Source organism: Mucilaginibacter sp. L196 (assembly GCF_009765905.1).
GTDB lineage: Bacteria > Bacteroidota > Bacteroidia > Sphingobacteriales > Sphingobacteriaceae > Mucilaginibacter.
In genome coordinates, this window is sequence record NZ_LMUO01000015.1 from 127,469 (window position 1) to 145,251 (window position 17,783).

Consider the following 17,783-nt stretch of genomic DNA (forward strand, 5'->3'; position numbering starts at 1 on the left):
TTATTCGCTTCGTAAACTTTTAACAGGATTTAATACCGCTGCTTTTATTGATTGAAAGCTAATGGTTACAAATGCTATAATTAGCGCTATAGTGCCGGTTATAACAAATACCCACCATTGTATTTGTATACGATATTCAAAACCTTGCAACCATTTATCCATTGCATACCAGGCAATTGGCGATGCGATACAGATTGAAATTAACACCAGTTTCAAAAAGTCTTTACTTATCAGGAACAAAATGTTGTTTACACTTGCCCCAAGCACTTTGCGTATGCCTATTTCTTTTGTGCGTTGCGTAATGATTAAAATAACTATGGCGAACAAGCCCATGCAAGAGATCACGATGGATATAATAGCCCCTGTAACGAATATTTTTGAGAGATCAGTCTCCTTATTGTATTGTCGCTCTGTATTTTCATCCAGGAAAGATGCCCCAACTTCGGTATGTGGATTTGTATCCTTCCATACTTTATTAATAAGTGCCATACTAGATGCCAGGTTGCCCGATTTCACTCTTACCAATATGTAATTAATGGGCCAGCCGGTGCGGATAACCATTGTTAAGGGAGCTATTTCATGATGCAACGATTTAAAATTGAAATCTTTTACGATACCTGCGACTTGCAGTTTAGCTCCATCTGTAGGCAATAAATCTCCGATTGGATTTTTCTCACCTAACTCTTCAGCCATTTTTTGATTGATAAGCACCATTGTGGAGTCAGCACCGAATGAACGGGAAAGATCGCGCCCATTGACAACTTGCAGCCCGAGTGTTTTTACATAATCATAATCAACCCTTAGCCAATTTGTGCTTACCGTTCTGCCTTTATAATTAAATGACATTATTGAGGTAGAGGAACTATTATCAAGCCCTTTACCCAAATTCATATCAGTGCCGGTAACACTTACTACTTGTGGATATGACGACAACTTCGACCTCATTTGCGTAAGTGCTTTTTCAGGATCGATATTACTGCCGATTGGGATACTTACAACCTCACTTTTGTTGTAACCAAGTGGCTTTGTACGCATATAATTAAGCTGTTGCCAGGTAATAGCAGTACAGATAATAAGCAAGCTTGATAACGCGAACTGCACCACCATTAAACTGTTGCGCAAACTACTCGACTGCCCGGCACCCACTTTGCCTTTAACGGTTTGAGCTGTTTTACCAACAGACATAAGCCATGCAGGATAGCCACCTGCTAACAGGCTTATTAAAACAAAACCTCCTAAAATGTAGCTTATAATTGCCGGAGAGGCTAAAATATTTAAGGAAACCTGCTGATTAAACGCTAATTTATATTGCGGCAAAAAGATACAGGCTGCTATTACACCTAATATTAACGATATGCCACAAATAACAAACGACTCACTGCAAAACTGAACGATTAACTGCGTTTTTGTTGCGCCGATCACTTTACGAACACCAATTTCTTTTGCCCGTGTAAAGGCACGCCCTAATGAAAGATTAATAAAATTAGTGCAGGCTATAAACATGATAAACAAGCTTATCAATAACACCAGATAAGGATAAAATTTACTTATCGCCCTTGATTGCGAACTGATAGCACTAAAGTGAATATCAGTCAATGGAATTAGATGCAGACTTAAAACCTGACCGTTATTATCCGGCTTGGCACCATCATGTATTAATTGTTTAATAGAAGCATCGTAATGTTTTTGAACAAATGTTTTTAGCTTTTGCTCAAATACTGCCTGCTTTTCGCCTGTCGGCAATTGCAAAAAAACATTATGCGACTGGCTGTTCCATTCATTTATATTTTGATCATAGCCGGGGAATTGCTCAAACCTGCAAAGCAACCCAAAATCGAAACTTGAGTTTTTGGGGGCATCGGCAGCAACAGCGGTTACATTCATGCTCTTCCAGCCGTTATCCACCTTTAACTCTATAAGTTTACCTATCGGGTTTTGATTGCCGAATATATTTTTGGCAACAGTTGCCGATAAAACAATATCATTTTTATCTGCTAAAGGATTTATAGTACTTCCGTTTACAATCGGGAACGTAAACATTTTAAAAAAGTCGGCATCAACACATCTAACATCATCGTTAAATATCTTATCGCCATAGCGTAATGCGCTACCGCCGAAATCACCATAACGAGTAATATGTACAACATCAGGAAACTCTGCTTTCAATGCCGGGGTCATGGGGATTGGCATTGTGGAGCCCTCATCAACACTGTTCGCGTGGTGCTGTTCTATGTATAGCTGGTATACATCATTTTTATTTTGGTGGAAAGTATCAAATGATAACTCAAAAAACGCGGTTAAGGTAAGTAACAGCGCTGCCCCGAAAGCAACAGCCATACCTGTGATATTGATAAATGTGAAAGTTTTATGTTTCCACATATTTCTTAGCGCGATTTTGAAGTAATTCTTGATCATAAGACTTTTCTTGTTTTCATTAATTTTCTCCACCATGCCCCTCCTTTTACAGAGGGGCGACGGAGACATTTATTAACTATATAAACTAAAAACCAATTAGTACTTTTTATATCATGATGTTTTCCATCACTGTCTGGCCATCCAGCAAGCGGATAATGCGGTGGCTGTAACGGGCATCATGCTCAGAGTGTGTTACCATGATAATGGTTGTACCTTGCTCATTCAGGTCGGTTAATAGTTCCATTACATCATTACCGTTGCTGCTATCCAGGTTACCGGTGGGCTCATCCGCAAGGATTAGTTTAGGTTTGTTTACCACTGCACGGGCAATAGCCACACGCTGTTGCTGACCACCTGATAGTTGCTGCGGATAGTGATTACGACGATGCATTATCTGCATTTTGTCCAACACTTCCTCTACCCTCTTTACACGTTCCGCTGATGGTACGCCCGTATAGATCAACGGCAACTCTACATTTTCAAACACAGTAAGCTCATCAATCAGGTTAAAACTTTGGAAAACGAAGCCGATGTTGTGCTTACGCAGATCGGCACGTTTACGCTCGGTAAAGTGCGCTACTTCAATGTCGTTAAAAACATAGCTGCCTTCATCCGGGTCATCCAGCATGCCTAAAATGTTAAGCAAGGTTGATTTGCCGCAACCCGATGGGCCCATAATGGCTACAAATTCGCCTGTATCCACATGCATGGATAGTTTGTTTAATGCAATGGTTTCTACCTCTTCGGTACGGTAAAATTTTTCAAGATTGGTAATTTTTATCATTTCCGTATTTTTTATATACCCAATGGGCGTGTGTTTTCTATATTTTCTTAATTCGTTTATTATTTACTTAATACCAGTTCCTGCATATCACCATAAGTATCATAGCTTGATGTTACTACTTTATCGCCGGGTTGTAAACCGTTGGTCACTTCGTAATAGTCAGGGTTTTGCCTGTTTAATTGTATATCAACCTTATAAGCGGTTTTACCGTCAGCACTTAGCTTGAATATCCAGTTTCCACCTGTAGTTTGATAGAAACCACCTTTAGGCACTAATATCGCCTGTGTTTCATCGCTCAAAGCAAGCCTTATCTGTAGCGTTTGGCCTCTCCTGATACCCGTAGGCACTGCCCCTATAAACTCCATATCCACCTGGAACTGGCCGTTGGTAACCTGTGTAAACACCTTCTTTATTTTCAGCTTATAAGTTTTATCAGCAAATGAAAAGTCCCCCATTAAACCATTATATACACGTGATATATAATGCTCATCAATATTCACCCTCACCTTGTATCCTGACATGACGTCAATTTCACCCAAACGTACCCCTTTGTCTATATTTTGCCCAACTTCAGCATCCATAGAGGTAAGTTGTCCGTCAACCGGCGCTTTTACGATCAGGTCACCAACTTTTTGTTTCATCAGGTCGAGCGTATTTTTCATATTGGTATATGATTCCTGCGACTGTTGGGACTGTGTTTTTACAGATACCGAATCCTGCTTTAATATCTGCGCGTTTAGCTTTCTTTTGCTTACCGCGTAATCATAAGCATTTAACGCGATCTGATATTCCTGAAAGCCGATAGCTTTTTGCGCATATAATTTTTTATCAAGCGTATACAAGCGGGTAGCTTCTTTTAAGGTATTATCAGCATCTTCCAGGTTTTGCAATTTGCCGATAGTATTTTGCTGCGCCTGGTCGCGTGATATTTGCATTTGTGTTAACACGTTAAATACCTGCGTTTGCTGGTTGGCAAGGCTTAACTCCAGGTCTAAATCAGATAACTTCATGATCGGGTCGCCTTTTTTCATATCTGTACCATCCTCTACATAAAGCTTTTCAACTCTACCGCCTTCAACGGCATCTAAATAAATAGTTGTTATTGGGAGCACCACACCGTTAACCGGGATAAACTCCTGGAAAGGGCCTTTAGTAACCTCGCTAATAGTGATGCGTTCAGGATCAACTGTTAATTTGCTTTTACCCGAACCAAAAACAATACATAAAGTGATTAATACAACAAGCGCCGTAATACCGGTTATAAGCATAATGCGCTTACTATTCCACTTCTTTTTTTCTATAATTCTATCCACGGTTATAATATATTTAACTATTGCTAATACAATCACATGCCACAAATTAAGACACTGTATTACAGCACCTTATAAGCTAAATATCAAAACAGACCGTACGCTATTGTTACAGCAAGTGTTCGGTTATGATACAGTGTAATTTAAGCAAAATATGTAAAAAAGCTGTTTTACAGGTATTTGGATTTGGTGCAGGCTTTTTGCTTGTTTGGCATAAGGTGATAAGCCCCTATATTTATAGCAATAGTTAACGGTACTTATTATTTGCATTTAAAAAAATGAAAAGCTAATTTGAGCATAAACTATTCATAAGAATACACAACCTAATATCTGCGAAGCAAACAAAAGAAAATGATTTTAAAAAAAGCTACCATATTAATTGTTGATGACGATACAGATGTGTTAACCGCTGTTAAACTGCTGCTCAAAACTGAAGCACAGGAAATCATCACTGAAAAAAATCCGGAAAACCTGAATTCGCTTTTACAGCGTAACCAGATTGATTTGGTTTTGCTGGATATGAATTTCAACAGCGCCATTAACACAGGTAATGAGGGTTTATATTGGCTTAAAAAGATTAAAGAATGGAAGCCAAATATTTGCGTAATTATGATCACCGCCTATGGCGATATTGACCTGGCGGTACGTTCATTAAAAGAAGGTGCGAATGATTTTGTGGTTAAGCCATGGCATAATGAAAAGCTGATTGAAACTATCAAAGATCTTCTTGACAAAAAAGAAGGATCAACTCCCAAAAAAGCGACGGGTAAAAGTTCAACAGGCGACACATCTATATTGGGTGAATCGGAACCAATGCAGGATATTTTTCACAAAGTAAATAAGATAGCCCCTACCGATGCGAATATTTTATTATTGGGCGAAAATGGTACTGGCAAGGACTTGATGGCAAAAGCGATACATGAGCGATCATTACGAGCTGATAAACCATTTGTTAAGGTTGATGTTGGCGCTTTAACGGATACCTTGTTTGAAAGTGAGCTGTTCGGCCACAAAAAAGGTGCTTTTACGGATGCACGTGAAGACAGGACCGGCCGTTTTGAAGATGCCCAGGGCGGAACTTTATTTTTGGATGAAATTGGTAATATTACCTTACAGCAACAAGCAAAACTGCTCACCGTACTACAAAACAGGCAGGTAACCCGTTTAGGGACTAACAAGGCTGTTGATATCGACATCCGGCTGATATGCGCCACTAACCTTCCATTAAGCGAACTGGCTAATGAAAACCGTTTCCGCAAGGATTTAATATATCGTATTAATACAGTGGAGATAAATATGCCGCCCTTACGTCGCAGAAGCGAGGATATTGTGATTTTGGCTAAGCACTTTGCCAAATTATATGCTACCAAATACCTGAAACCAGCAATGGATTTTGAGCCTGCAGCTTTGCAGAAGCTTAGAATGTATAACTACCCCGGCAATGTGCGCGAATTGCAATATACTATTGAACGTGCTGTAATTATGGCCGATGACCACATTATGCGTGCCGATGACCTGATATTTTCGATATTAGAAAGTCCTTCAGATAATTCTACCATCGATATGGATAACGTTCCTTTAAGTACGATGGAAAAGAATGCTATTTTAAAGGTGATTGAGAAACATAGCGGCAATATTACCCGTGCCGCCAAAGAACTTGGCTTAACGCGTACAGCGCTATACCGTAGATTAAGCAAATATGATATTTAAACGCTACGAATGGCGGCTGTTGCTGCGGGTACTTTTCTTGTTTGTTACCTTAATGGCTACATCGTTTATAGTTGTTAACGGTTCTACATGGTATTTGTACCTGGCTATAACTGTTCCCCTACTTGTTTACGAGGTATTGGATTTGATTCAATTTCAGAAAAAAGCCCAGGATGAAGTTAACCAATTTGTTGAATCTATACAGTACCGCGATTTTTCGCGCCATTTTGATGTGCGGAGAGCCCCTGCAGAACTGAAACCACTTCGTGAAGGATTTAATGATATTAACTCCACATTTAAAAATATCAGCCGTGAGCGGGAAACGCAATATCAATACCTGCAAAAGATATTGGAGCTGGTAGATACCGGCATCCTATCTTACGAAATAGAAACCGGGGAAACGGGTTGGATAAACGAAGCTTTTAAAAAACTGCTTGGCGTACCCTACCTAAAAAGCATTAATTCACTCGAAAAAAGGGAACCAGAACTATACCGTGAAATATCGACAATTAAACCCGGCGACAGCAAACTAGTCAGCATGACCCGTAACCAGCAATTGGTTAAAATACTCATCACCGCCAGCGTTTTGCGTAGCGATGGCAAAGTATCAAAACTGATAGCCTTTCAAAACGTAAGCGAGGCTTTGGACGAGACAGAATCAAAGGCCTGGCAAAAGCTATTGAATGTAATGACGCATGAGATTATGAACTCGGTAGCGCCGATCTCATCATTGGCCGATACTCTAAAGAACCGTTTACAAAGCCCGGAGATTGCTAATAGCCCGGTGAGTGCACATTTAGAGGATCTGGAATTAGGTATTGATACCATTAAACGCCGGAGCGAGGGTTTGCTTAAGTTTACAGAGAGCTATCGCAGCCTGAATAAAATCACCAAGCTTGATTTGACCAAAATATTGGTGCGCAACATGTTTGAAGATTTGAACAGCCTGATGCGCCCTACACTGGAGAAAAAGAAGATCGAATTAGAAATAATCCTACGCGACCCTACCCTCGCCATTGAAGCGGATATTAACCTGATTGAGCAAGTGCTGATAAACTTAGTAGTAAATGCTATTGAAGCAGTAAAAGATCGCGAAGCACCAAACATCATTCTTTCGGCAGAGATTCAGAATAATAAGACATTGGTTAAAGTAACCGATAACGGCCTAGGCATGCCACCGGAATTATTGGATAAGATATTTATCCCCTTCTTCAGTACCCGTAAAACAGGCAGTGGCATCGGCTTAAGCTTGTGTAAGCAGATCATGCTGTTGCACAAAGGAAATATACAGGTGCAAAGTTCTGAAGGCGTAGGGTCATCTTTTGTGATGCAGTTTCCAAATTAGGTTGCAAATCCATTTCTTTGTTTGATGTCAGGTAAAAACATATTCGCTATCTCTGGCAGTCTGAGATCAGGCTCATCCAATCATAATATTTTACGCTTTTTGGGCGGGTTAATGCCTGCTGAGATTAATTATAGTATTTATGAAGATTTAGCGCAAATACCGCCCTTTGACCCGGGACTGGATAACGAACACCCGCCACAACCTGTAGTTGATTTCCGCCATAAAATAAACAATGCCAATGTTGTAATTATCTGTACTCCTGAGTATGCTTTTGGTGTACCCGGTCAGCTAAAAAACGCATTAGATTGGACAGTATCAAACAGTACGTTGGTTGATAAACAGGTGGCGCTAATTACCGCTTCATCTGTAGGCGACAGCGCGCACGCGTCTTTATTAAAAACACTGGGAGCTTTATCTGCCGATGTGATTGCTGATCTGTTAGTGCCTTTTATCAGAGCCAAGATTGATAGCGATGGCAATATTATTGACAAAGATTTGAAGGTTGGTTTAGGTATAATAAGGGATACCATATTAAAATAATACAGGCAACAGCATATATCTGCGATTGCCTGTAAATCAACTTTAATAATTACCTCCTCGTATTCAGCATGGCAAAGGCATCGGCAGGCGATTTTAGGTAAGCCTCATGAAATTGCGCGGTAAAACCAACATGAATTTCAAAGGTATCAGCTTCAAAAGCCTGTAGAAATTCTTCGGCAACCTGTTGTGGCGGGATACCATTACTACCGCCAATTTCAGCAGAAAAATCGGTATCAACCAAAGGTGGCATCAACTCAAATACTTTAACATTTGATGCTTTTTCTAAACCATATCTCAGCGCCTGTGTATAAGAATGCAAGGCGGCCTTACTTGCCGAATAGGTAGGTACATCATGCGATGGTGCTATTGCCAAAACGGATGTAACGTTTACAATAACAGCCTCAGGCTGTGCTTTAAGCGCAGGCAATAATTTATCAATTAAACGAATAATGGATAAGTAGTTGGTATCTATCTCCGCACCGGCATTTTCAAAGGCTGGGGCATTATCCAACTCGTACATAAAAGCCTGGCCGGCATTGTTTATCACAACGTTCAAGTCAGGATGATTTTGTTGCAGATAAGCAACCAGTTTATTTACATCATCTGCTTTGGTAACGTCAGTAGCAAAATAGCTTACGTTCGTTAACTTGGCGGCAGCTTCTTTTAGCTTGGCTTCCGTCCTGCCGGTAATGATTACATGGTTGTTTTTTTCGCTTAATAATTTCGCGATAGCGAAACCAATACCCGATCCTCCGCCGGTTATTAGTATAGTTTTATTGGTGATATTCATTTTTATGTTGTTGTTAATATAACAGCACAATATTAAAATATAAAATATACCGATTGGTATATTTTATGTCAAATTTTTTAAATTTTCATTTCGCTTATTATTGATTCCACCGTAATCATTATCTTATCCAAGCAAGCCTGACTATTAGTTACTTTACTGATCATTATACCACCTTCAACCAAAGCTATTATAGATAAGGCAATGCGTGAATGATCCAACCCTTGTTTAAATTCACCTGCATCTACACCGCTTTGTATTAAGTCCTGCACACCTTTTTTCCATTTTAAAATGGCTTTAGCTGCGCGATCCTTTAATAAGTTATTGGTATCATCAGCCTCAACAGCGGTATTTAATATAGGACAGCCCCCTACTGGGAAACTACCACGGGTAAACTGGTCATATACCTGGGCATAAACCATTAATTTATCATGATAGGTTTTAGCGGATTGGATACGTTGCTGGATTAAGCCGCTAACCTTAGCGTAATTATGATCAAACACGGCAAGGGCCACATCTTCCTTATTACCAAAATTGCCATATATACTGCCTTTGGTTAAACCTGTGGCTTCTGTAAGATCGGACATGGATGTACCTGCATATCCTTTAGTATTAAATATGCCGGCAGTTGTTTCAATAATGAACTGGCGTGTGCGGTCGGCCTTTGACAGTTTATTTTCCATATACAAATATACCAATTGGTATTATAACATCAAGCATATAAATAGTTTATAAAACAAATACAAAGCCTCTTAATAAATTAAGAGGCTTTACGCTTATCTTTTTTTATGCTCCGGCTTATGAGTACTATTTCTGTTTGATGTTACATCAGAGCGTTGCCCACCCGAATTGCTAATACCCTGTTCTTTCAATCTTTCGTTTTGATTAGTAAACGCACGATCAGATGTCGGTTTACCCTGCTCATTTCTGTTGTTTTTTGAATCCTGTGCTTTCATAATAAATACATTTTAAGTGTATGCCAACTATAGCGCAACAATTGTACCGTAACATAAAAAAGGCCTCAGCAAAATGCTAAGGCCTCTCCTATTCTATTATAAACTTATTAATTACTGAGCCGGTGTATTCGGATCTTTACCAATCAATGTCATAAACTGGTCTAACTTAGGGGTAATAATAATTTCTGTACGCCTGTTTAATGATCTACCACCCGGAGTGCTGTTATCAGCAATTGGATTATATTCACCACGGCCACCGGCGGTTAATCGTTTAGGATCAACACCGTAGGTGTTTTGTAAGGCCTGTACTACTGATGATGCACGTAAATCACTTAAATCCCAATTATTACGAATGTTAGGTTGTGAAATAGGTACATTATCTGTATTACCTTCAACCAGCACATCATAGGTAGAATAATCATTGATAATCTTGGCTATTTTACTCAAAGTTTCGCCCGCCTGAGGTAAAATGTCATAGCTACCTGATTTATAAAGCATATTATCAGCCAATGAAATATAAACTACACCTTTAAGTACTTTTATATCTACATCTCTAGTTTCATCCGGCGTTAAGGAGCGGGTTAAGTTATTGGTAAGTACCATATTAAGCGAGTCGCTCTTATTTTTTAAATTAACTAAATGCTGAATGTATCTGCTTGATGCACTTATCTGATCAGCCAATTTTGCAATATTCACATTGCCCTGGTTGTTGCCTGCCAAACATTGGCTCAATGCGCTCTGCAAAGCGGCAGCATTTGCTTTTGCAGCCTCAATTTGCTCTTCTAAACTAGTAACCCGGGTTCTGGAACCTGAGAGTTCCTGTTGAGTAACCTGGTAGCTTTGCATCAGATTACGATTAGTATCCTGTAACCTGTTGTAGTTGGTTTGTAGTTCAGTATACTTTTTGTTGCTGACACACCCCTGGGTTAACGCTGCTACAACAAAAAGCAGTAACGGTAACATTATTTTAATTTTCATAATTGTAGTTATTAACGACTAACCATAAACCATTTATGATCAACACTGCTACAACAACTCAAAAATTGTAATGTTTATTATATTTATATAACCTATAATAACTGTTAAAATTCCCTTCAAATAATATATTTGCCTAAATTTTATATAAAACTAATGAGCGACTTAAACAACACCGTAAAACATAATAGTTATTTTGAAGGCACAGTACAAAGCCTTGGCTTGGATACCGATAAAGGAAATGCAACAGTAGGTGTAATGAAAAAAGGAACCTATCAATTCTCAACATCTACTGTTGAAACTATGATCGTGGTTTCGGGTATAATGAATATTAAACTGGCTGATGGCGAATGGACCAAATACGCTGAACAGGAAAAATTTGAGGTAGCTGCTAATTCAAAATTTGATATTGTATGCGATACAGATGTTGCTTACATCTGCTATTACGCCTAAGTATTAACTAAAATCAACATGGAAGATGTGTAATTCATTATCCATTGAATAACATATCTTCCATTTATAACGGCTGCAAATATTTTTAACAATAGCTAAACCCAAACCTGTACCTTCTGATTTATTACTTTTCTGGAAACGCTCAAAAATGGTATCGGTATTCATTATTTGAGGCGGGCCGTTGTTTTTAATTGCAAGCTGATCTTCGGTCAATGTAATAATTAGTTTACCGCCGAATACATTATGCCTTATCGCGTTACTAAGTAAGTTATTCAGTAATATATCAATCAGGTACTTACTTGCTGTAATTTCTTTAGGTGAAAGATTTACCTCCAATTCGATTTTTTTATTGGTAATGAGCTCGTTAAATTGCTTTATTTTATCCTCAACCAAGGTATTTAAGTTAAAGGTATCAATATCGTCAATTAAATTATTTTCAATTTTAACCAGTAATAACAATGATTGATTAAGCCTTGCTAATTTATTAGTAGCCGCGTAAATATCATTAATCTGCCCATACTGTTCCGGCTTTAACGTTTCATCCTGAATAAGCATATCCAGCTTTGAGGTAATTACAGCCAAAGGTGTTTGCATCTCGTGCGATGCATTATCAGTATATTGTTTAAGGTTTTGGAAATCACTTTTTACGTTTGATGACATGGTAAGCACCGCCGTATTTAACTCATTAAACTCATCAACTTTAGTGTCAATGAGTTCAAGGTTCTTATCATCTGAGATGTTAAATGATTTTATTTCAATCAGGGTTTTATAGAATGGTTTCCACAAACCGTTTAAAATAAAACGATTGGTTAAAAACAGTATAAATACCAGTACAACCATTAAGCCTATAGTAATTAAGCTGATGAATTGTATAAGGTACTCAGTCGCCTCTCTGGATTCAGTAATTACAACTTCATAATGCTGATTACCTAATGAAACAAGCCCCGATACCGCCCGGCCTGGTTGGCTCTCATCTTCTTTAGGATTAACATAAGTAGTATCAAAATACCTAACCGGCAACTCTATTTTATTGGTTTTTATAAATACAGTTATATCCTCATCAAAATCCAGTTGTTTGGGTAGATGATGATTGGTATTAATATAGGCTGTTACTTCTTCAATTTCCTCACCCAGATCATTATCAAGTTGCGTTCTGGCAATGTAATTTATCGTAAAAAAATAAATTATGCTACCTATAATCAACACAGTTACCGCGATGATTATACTGGCCCTAGTATACTGTTCAGAAAGCTTCATTCTGCTAAAAATTTGTACCCTATACCATAAACTGATTTTAGGTAATCTTTACAATCGGCATCTAAAAGCTTTTTTCTCAAATTTTTAACATGCGTATAAATAAAATCGAAGTTATTGTGCATGTCCATTTCATCTCCCCACAAATGTTCAGCAATGGCGTTTTTAGCAATTACTTTCCCTTTGTTCGCAATAAAATATAATAACATATCATATTCTTTGCGGGTCAAAACAATTGGTGATCCCTTTATAGATACCACCCTGCCCGGCAAATCAATGTTTATTTCGTTAAAAACCAGCATGTTGTTACCATTGGTGGTTTTTCGTCTGTAAACAGATGTTACCCTCGCTTTAAGTTCAGACAGGTGAAACGGTTTAGTCAGATAATCATCGGCGCCAATATTCAGGCCTCTGATTTTATCATCCAAAGAGTTACGTGCTGAGATAATCAATACGGCTTCGTCTTTCTTGTTCTTTTTCAGAAAATCCAACACCGCGAAACCATCCCCATCAGGTAAGCCTATATCTAACAGAACACAATCATAATCATAGTTAGATAGCTTATATATGGCGTCAGCCAGCGTGGCACAGCTTTCACAAACATTACCATCATTAAAATATGACATGATATTTTCACGAAGCCCCTGCTCGTCCTCTATTACAAGTAGTTTCAATTGTTTTTTTAAACAAATATAGCATTCGAAATCAGTAGAAATTCTGAAGTTTTTATTGGTTTCGATGGATTGATATTAATGCCCGGCAGCTTTTTTGTGCGTGATTAAGCTATGATCAATGTTTTTCCAGCAATAGTATCCAAAATAGGCTATGTATAGGTAGCATACTAAAGGTATTATCATTGCTTTTTGTATCCCTATCATATCAGCAAGGGCGCCCTGCAAAACCGGCACCAAGGCACCGCCAAGTATAGCCATTACCAATAATGATGAACCCTGGCTGGTATACTTGCCCAAACCTGATATAGAAAGCGTATAGATATTGGAATACATAATTGAGTTAAATATACCTACACCTATAATTGCCCACATGGCAATGTGCCCCATAAAGAAGATAGCGGCAGCAACAAGTATAATATTTATAATAGCGAAGATAAATAGCGTACGCGCCGCTGCTGATTTGCCCAATAAAAACCCGATAAGGTTAAGAAGCATAAAGATCAGGTAGGGATAAATATCGGCAAAGGTTAAATTAACGATGCTTAATATCAACGCAAAAACCAACACTGATGTAGCTACCATATAAAAACCTTTTTTCAGCGGCGGCAATCCTTGGCTTAAGGATATAGCGCCAATAAACCTACCAATCATAGCCCCTCCCCAATAAAGCGCCAGGAAGTTTTTACTGATTGATTCGGACAAGCCAGCAATATTATTTTGTTTTAGAAAGATAATGATGAAACTACCAATAGCTACTTCAGCTCCCACATAAAAAAATATTCCGAATATACCCCGTTTAAGCTGTGGAAACTTTAATGCACCTAAACCTTTTTCTGCTGTATCATCATTTGTAAAAACGGGTAGTTTTACTTTATAAATAATTAGCCCAAGCAATAAAAACAGCACCGCGAATATGAGGTAAGGGATTTTGGTTGAGTTTGCAGAGATGTGGCCTTTATCGGCAAAAAACTCCAGGATCATATATCCGCCCAAAACCGGGGCTATAGTGGTACCAAATGAGTTAAACCCTTGTGTTAAATTTAAGCGGCTTGATGCTGTTTCTTCGGAACCTAATAAGGAAACGTAAGCGTTAGCAGCAATTTGTAACAATGTAAAGCCTAAACCAAGCGTAAATAATGCCACAAGGAACACGCCATATACCGAAAGACTGGCCGCAGGGTAAAACAAGCCACAACCAATTGCCGAAATTAGCAAGCCTAACAAAATACCGTTTTTATACCCGATCTTATTTATCGGGTCGCCTTTAAAATAGGAGATTAAGAAGTAGATAACTGAACCAATGAAATATGCACCGAAGAAACAAAATTGCACCAGCATTGATTGGGTATAACTTAACTTAAACAGCGACCGAAGATGCGGGATCAGGATGTCGTTCATGCTGGTTATAAATCCCCACATAAAAAACAATGAGGTAAGGGTAATTAGAGGGATAAGATTGTTCTTTTGCTTTTCCATTTTTTATAATTGGCGGACTAAATTGCTATTTTTCTTACTTAAAACAATATTATTCTAAAATTATTTACGGTGCATATTGTAATTAGTACACTATAGTTACAATATGGCATTTAATACTTGCTTATTTTCGCATTGATTATCTACTCAACATCCGATTACTATGAGATATATTTATAAGGCTACCGTTTTATTGCTTTTTATATTTTGCGATATTAACTCGTATGCACAGGTAACGGAGCTTATAAACGAACTGCATCATCCCGACAATAAAAAAATTATGGTAGCCGCGCACCGTGGCGATTGGCGTAATGCACCCGAAAATTCACTCCAGGCATATAAACTGGCTATAGAAATGGGTGTTGATGTAATTGAAGTCGACCTGAATAAAACCAGTGATGGCGTAGTTGTGATTATGCATGATGGAACTATTGACAGGACAACCGACGGCACGGGAAAACCAAGTGACTATACCCTTAAAGAACTTAAAAGATTTCACCTTAAAAATGGTTTAGGTATAACTACAACGCATACCATACCAACATTGGAGGAAGTAATGAAGCTGGCAAAAGGCAAAGTACTCGTGAATCTGGATAAGAGTTATCCCTATTATAATGAAGCTTATAAGGTATTAAAAGAAACCGGTACGGTGAATCAAGCTATATTTAAGACTGACGAACATTATCAAACTGTAAGAAACAAGTATCATAAACTATTAGATAGCATCACTTTTATGCCGGTAATCTGGCTTAATGAGTCTGTAGCCAAACAAACTATTATTGATTATCAACAAGCAATAAAACCTGTAGCCTTTGAACTTATTTTTGATCAGGATACTTCAAAAATCCTTGCTGAAAATAGTTTCATAAAAGCACGTGGCGCAAAAATTTGGATAAATGCCATGTGGGCCAGCCTGAATGGTGGCCATACCGATGATATGGCCGTAGAGCAAAAAGACACAAAGGATAGCTGGGACTGGCTAATTGCTCACGGAGCAACTATTATTCAAACCGACAGGCCAAAAGAACTTTTAAATTATCTGCGTAAAAGATCATTACACAAATAGTTTAAGGCCGGAGGATCATCTAAGGCTTAATACCACGGGGGCAGTCTTTTTAAATCCTGGCTATATATCTGGGTAATATCCCTATCGGTGTATACAGTAATTCTCAATATGCAGTTTATATTAGTTTCGAGGCTGTCCGAAGTTAATTCGTGATCAAACCTGGGGTTCGTACCTGAAAGGAATCTCACCTCTTTAGTGTTATCAATAAAACTGAACATTATATTTACTATCCCCACAAAACGTCGATCAGTCCCGGCGATATAACGTAAATAAACCGGTGTTGGATCATATACATATTTGTATGTGTTGGCAGGATCAGGCATATCACGACCAAATTCTTTTTTCACAAATTCAATATCATGCGCCTTGATCTGTTCTATTGAGTCAAACTGTCTGAATGTTAAATATAAGTCTGAATCATAAAGTGGGTAAACAGATTTCCCCTCATCTTCTTCATCGTCGGTATACAGCCGCCGATATAGAATATAATGTGCACCCGCCTGTCTTTCATGATCGTAATTAAAAGTAATCTCAACAAACAGATGGTCGGTTTTTGTATAGACTTTCAGTGTTCTGTCCATAATTGTAATAAGGTTAAATAGAATAAATTATTCCTAAGATAATGGTTTATTTTATTTATTGCATCTGCCGGATGAATGAAACCGATAATATTTCCTTAAACCAAAAATACTTATCAGACCACATTAAAAGTAAAAACTATGACAAAAGAAATGGGAGAAAATATTTCTAAATATTTTCTCCCATTAAAAGCATTAATTCGTTTTGTATCAGCGGTTCATTTTTTTTCCATCAAGATCAGGAAGGAATGCAGTTAGTATACCAATTAAAGGTAAGAAAGCGCATATTTTAAAAACCAGGGTAATGCTGGTCATATCAGCTAGTTTACCCAAAACAGCAGACCCCAGCCCGCCCATACCAAAGGCAAGCCCAAAAAACAAACCGGATATCAGCCCGAGCTTCCCGGGTACTAATTCCGTGGCATAAACCAGGATTGCGGAGAATGCCGATGAAATAATCAAGCCAATTGTAACAGACAAAACACCCGTCCAGAATAAAGAGGCATAAGGCAATAATAAAGTGAATGGCGCCACCCCTAATATAGATATCCAGATGACATACTTACGGCCAAAACGATCGCCCAGTGGGCCACCGATAAGTGTACCCAGAGCCACTGCACCTAAAAATGCGAATAAGTAGACCTGTGATTGCTGAATAGAAACATGAAATTTATCGATCAAAAAGAAAGTATAATAGCTTGTAATACTGGCCAGATAAAAGTATTTGGAGAAAATAAGTACCATAAGAATACTCAGTGAAAGAATTACTTTTTTGCGGGAAAGATTATGATAAAACTCCTCTTTTGCCACTTTTTTATTCATTGCCGTACTGTTTAAATGCCCTTGGTACCACTGGGCTATCCGGAACAATACAGCTATTCCGATGAGTGCGATCAAGCAAAACCAAATGACATTAGATTGCCCGTAAGGAATAACGATTAACGCGGCGAGTAAAGGCCCAATGGCACTTCCCGCATTTCCGCCTAATTGGAAGATCGATTGTGCCAATCCTTTTTTACCACCGGATGCTAAATACGCCACCCTGGAAGATTCCGGGTGGAATATGGACGAACCTATCCCAATCAACCCCACAGATAACAAGATGTAAAAAAAACTTGATGCCTGTGAAGCCGCAAGCAATCCAATCAATGTAAAACCCATCCCTATAGCCAGCGAATAAGGGCGGGGTTTACGGTCGGTATAAAATCCGACAAACGGTTGTAAAATAGAAGCAGTGATTTGATAAGTAAACGTGATAAAGCCAATTTGAGTAAAACTTAAATGGTAGCGGTCCTTAATCAAAGGGTAGATAGATGGAATCACCGATTGCAGCATATCATTAATCAAATGCGCAAAGCTGATAGTGAAAAGAATTGAAAATACAGTGCGCTGCGCAAGCTGTTTGGATTCAGTGGTAAAAGTAGCAGATTTAGTTTCCATAATAGGTAAAATAAATAATAAACATC

The 17,783-nt window shown here is 38.4% G+C and carries 17 protein-coding genes; 5 read left to right on the top strand and 12 right to left on the bottom strand.

Annotation, left to right across the window (positions count from 1 at the left end; all coding sequences use genetic code 11):
* The 3 genes from GSQ74_RS11525 to GSQ74_RS11535 all read right to left on the bottom strand — a co-directional run bounded on the left by GSQ74_RS11525 (nt 1) and on the right by GSQ74_RS11535 (nt 4,512).
* Nucleotides 1–2,379, bottom strand: a complete 2,379-nt coding sequence (locus GSQ74_RS11525) for an ABC transporter permease (protein WP_254060870.1) — start codon at nt 2,377–2,379, stop codon at nt 1–3.
* Between the two features lie 142 nt (nt 2,380–2,521).
* Nucleotides 2,522–3,199: an ABC transporter ATP-binding protein gene (locus GSQ74_RS11530; RefSeq protein WP_158993369.1), complete on the bottom strand. Its 678-nt coding sequence runs from the start codon at nt 3,197–3,199 to the stop codon at nt 2,522–2,524.
* Nucleotides 3,200–3,258: 59 nt separating this feature from the next.
* Nucleotides 3,259–4,512 carry an efflux RND transporter periplasmic adaptor subunit gene (locus GSQ74_RS11535; RefSeq protein WP_158993371.1) on the bottom strand — a complete coding sequence of 418 codons (1,254 nt, stop codon included), beginning with the start codon at nt 4,510–4,512 and terminating at the stop codon, nt 3,259–3,261.
* Between the two features lie 348 nt (nt 4,513–4,860).
* Here GSQ74_RS11535 and GSQ74_RS11540 point away from each other — a divergent pair, with 348 nt between their 5' ends.
* From GSQ74_RS11540 to GSQ74_RS11550, 3 genes are read left to right on the top strand one after another with little or no spacing between them, the layout of a single operon-like run.
* Nucleotides 4,861–6,219, top strand: a complete 1,359-nt coding sequence (locus GSQ74_RS11540) for a sigma-54 dependent transcriptional regulator (protein WP_158993373.1) — start codon at nt 4,861–4,863, stop codon at nt 6,217–6,219.
* Nucleotides 6,209–7,561 carry a PAS domain-containing sensor histidine kinase gene (locus GSQ74_RS11545; protein WP_158993375.1) on the top strand — a complete coding sequence of 451 codons (1,353 nt, stop codon included), beginning with the start codon at nt 6,209–6,211 and terminating at the stop codon, nt 7,559–7,561. The genes GSQ74_RS11540 and GSQ74_RS11545 overlap by 11 nt, the downstream gene beginning before the upstream one ends.
* A 24-nt stretch (nt 7,562–7,585) precedes the next feature.
* Entirely contained in the window at nt 7,586–8,101 is a 516-nt protein-coding gene (locus GSQ74_RS11550; protein WP_158993377.1) for an NADPH-dependent FMN reductase, read from the top strand.
* Nucleotides 8,102–8,150: 49 nt separating this feature from the next.
* Here GSQ74_RS11550 and GSQ74_RS11555 read toward each other — a convergent pair whose 3' ends face one another.
* The 4 genes from GSQ74_RS11555 to GSQ74_RS11570 all read right to left on the bottom strand — a co-directional run bounded on the left by GSQ74_RS11555 (nt 8,151) and on the right by GSQ74_RS11570 (nt 10,822).
* On the bottom strand, nt 8,151–8,891 hold the full coding sequence (locus GSQ74_RS11555) for an SDR family oxidoreductase (RefSeq protein ID WP_158993379.1): 741 nt from the start codon (nt 8,889–8,891) through the stop codon (nt 8,151–8,153).
* 77 nt (nt 8,892–8,968) lie between these two features.
* On the bottom strand, nt 8,969–9,571 hold the full coding sequence (locus GSQ74_RS11560; RefSeq protein WP_158993381.1) for a TetR/AcrR family transcriptional regulator: 603 nt from the start codon (nt 9,569–9,571) through the stop codon (nt 8,969–8,971).
* A 93-nt stretch (nt 9,572–9,664) separates the two neighbouring features.
* Nucleotides 9,665–9,844: a hypothetical protein gene (locus GSQ74_RS11565; protein WP_158993383.1), complete on the bottom strand. Its 180-nt coding sequence runs from the start codon at nt 9,842–9,844 to the stop codon at nt 9,665–9,667.
* Nucleotides 9,845–9,955: 111 nt separating this feature from the next.
* Nucleotides 9,956–10,822 (bottom strand): flagellar motor protein MotB, encoded by an 867-nt coding sequence (locus GSQ74_RS11570; RefSeq protein ID WP_158993385.1) that lies wholly within the window; start codon nt 10,820–10,822, stop codon nt 9,956–9,958.
* A gap of 153 nt (nt 10,823–10,975) precedes the next feature.
* Between GSQ74_RS11570 and GSQ74_RS11575 the strand changes: the two genes are divergently transcribed.
* Complete coding sequence (locus GSQ74_RS11575) at nt 10,976–11,272, top strand: pyrimidine/purine nucleoside phosphorylase (protein ID WP_158993387.1); 297 nt, start codon at nt 10,976–10,978, stop codon at nt 11,270–11,272.
* A 3-nt stretch (nt 11,273–11,275) separates the two neighbouring features.
* Here GSQ74_RS11575 and GSQ74_RS11580 read toward each other — a convergent pair whose 3' ends face one another.
* The 3 genes from GSQ74_RS11580 to GSQ74_RS11590 form a co-directional block, all read right to left on the bottom strand.
* Nucleotides 11,276–12,529: a HAMP domain-containing sensor histidine kinase gene (locus GSQ74_RS11580; RefSeq protein WP_158993389.1), complete on the bottom strand. Its 1,254-nt coding sequence runs from the start codon at nt 12,527–12,529 to the stop codon at nt 11,276–11,278.
* A complete protein-coding gene (locus GSQ74_RS11585; protein ID WP_158993391.1) occupies nt 12,526–13,200 on the bottom strand; it encodes a response regulator transcription factor in 675 nt (224 codons plus the stop codon). Before GSQ74_RS11585 ends, GSQ74_RS11580 begins: the two co-directional genes overlap by 4 nt.
* A 75-nt stretch (nt 13,201–13,275) precedes the next feature.
* A complete protein-coding gene (locus tag GSQ74_RS11590) occupies nt 13,276–14,676 on the bottom strand; it encodes a sugar MFS transporter (protein ID WP_158993393.1) in 1,401 nt (466 codons plus the stop codon).
* Between the two features lie 160 nt (nt 14,677–14,836).
* On the opposite strand from GSQ74_RS11590, the gene GSQ74_RS11595 reads away from it, so the two are divergent.
* Entirely contained in the window at nt 14,837–15,739 is a 903-nt protein-coding gene (locus GSQ74_RS11595) for a glycerophosphodiester phosphodiesterase family protein (RefSeq protein WP_158993395.1), read from the top strand.
* 26 nt (nt 15,740–15,765) lie between these two features.
* Here GSQ74_RS11595 and GSQ74_RS11600 read toward each other — a convergent pair whose 3' ends face one another.
* Both GSQ74_RS11600 and GSQ74_RS11605 read right to left on the bottom strand, forming a co-directional pair.
* Nucleotides 15,766–16,320 (bottom strand): hypothetical protein, encoded by a 555-nt coding sequence (locus tag GSQ74_RS11600; protein ID WP_158993397.1) that lies wholly within the window; start codon nt 16,318–16,320, stop codon nt 15,766–15,768.
* A gap of 207 nt (nt 16,321–16,527) precedes the next feature.
* Nucleotides 16,528–17,757 (bottom strand): MFS transporter, encoded by a 1,230-nt coding sequence (locus GSQ74_RS11605; RefSeq protein ID WP_158993399.1) that lies wholly within the window; start codon nt 17,755–17,757, stop codon nt 16,528–16,530.
* Nucleotides 17,758–17,783 lie beyond the last annotated feature (26 nt).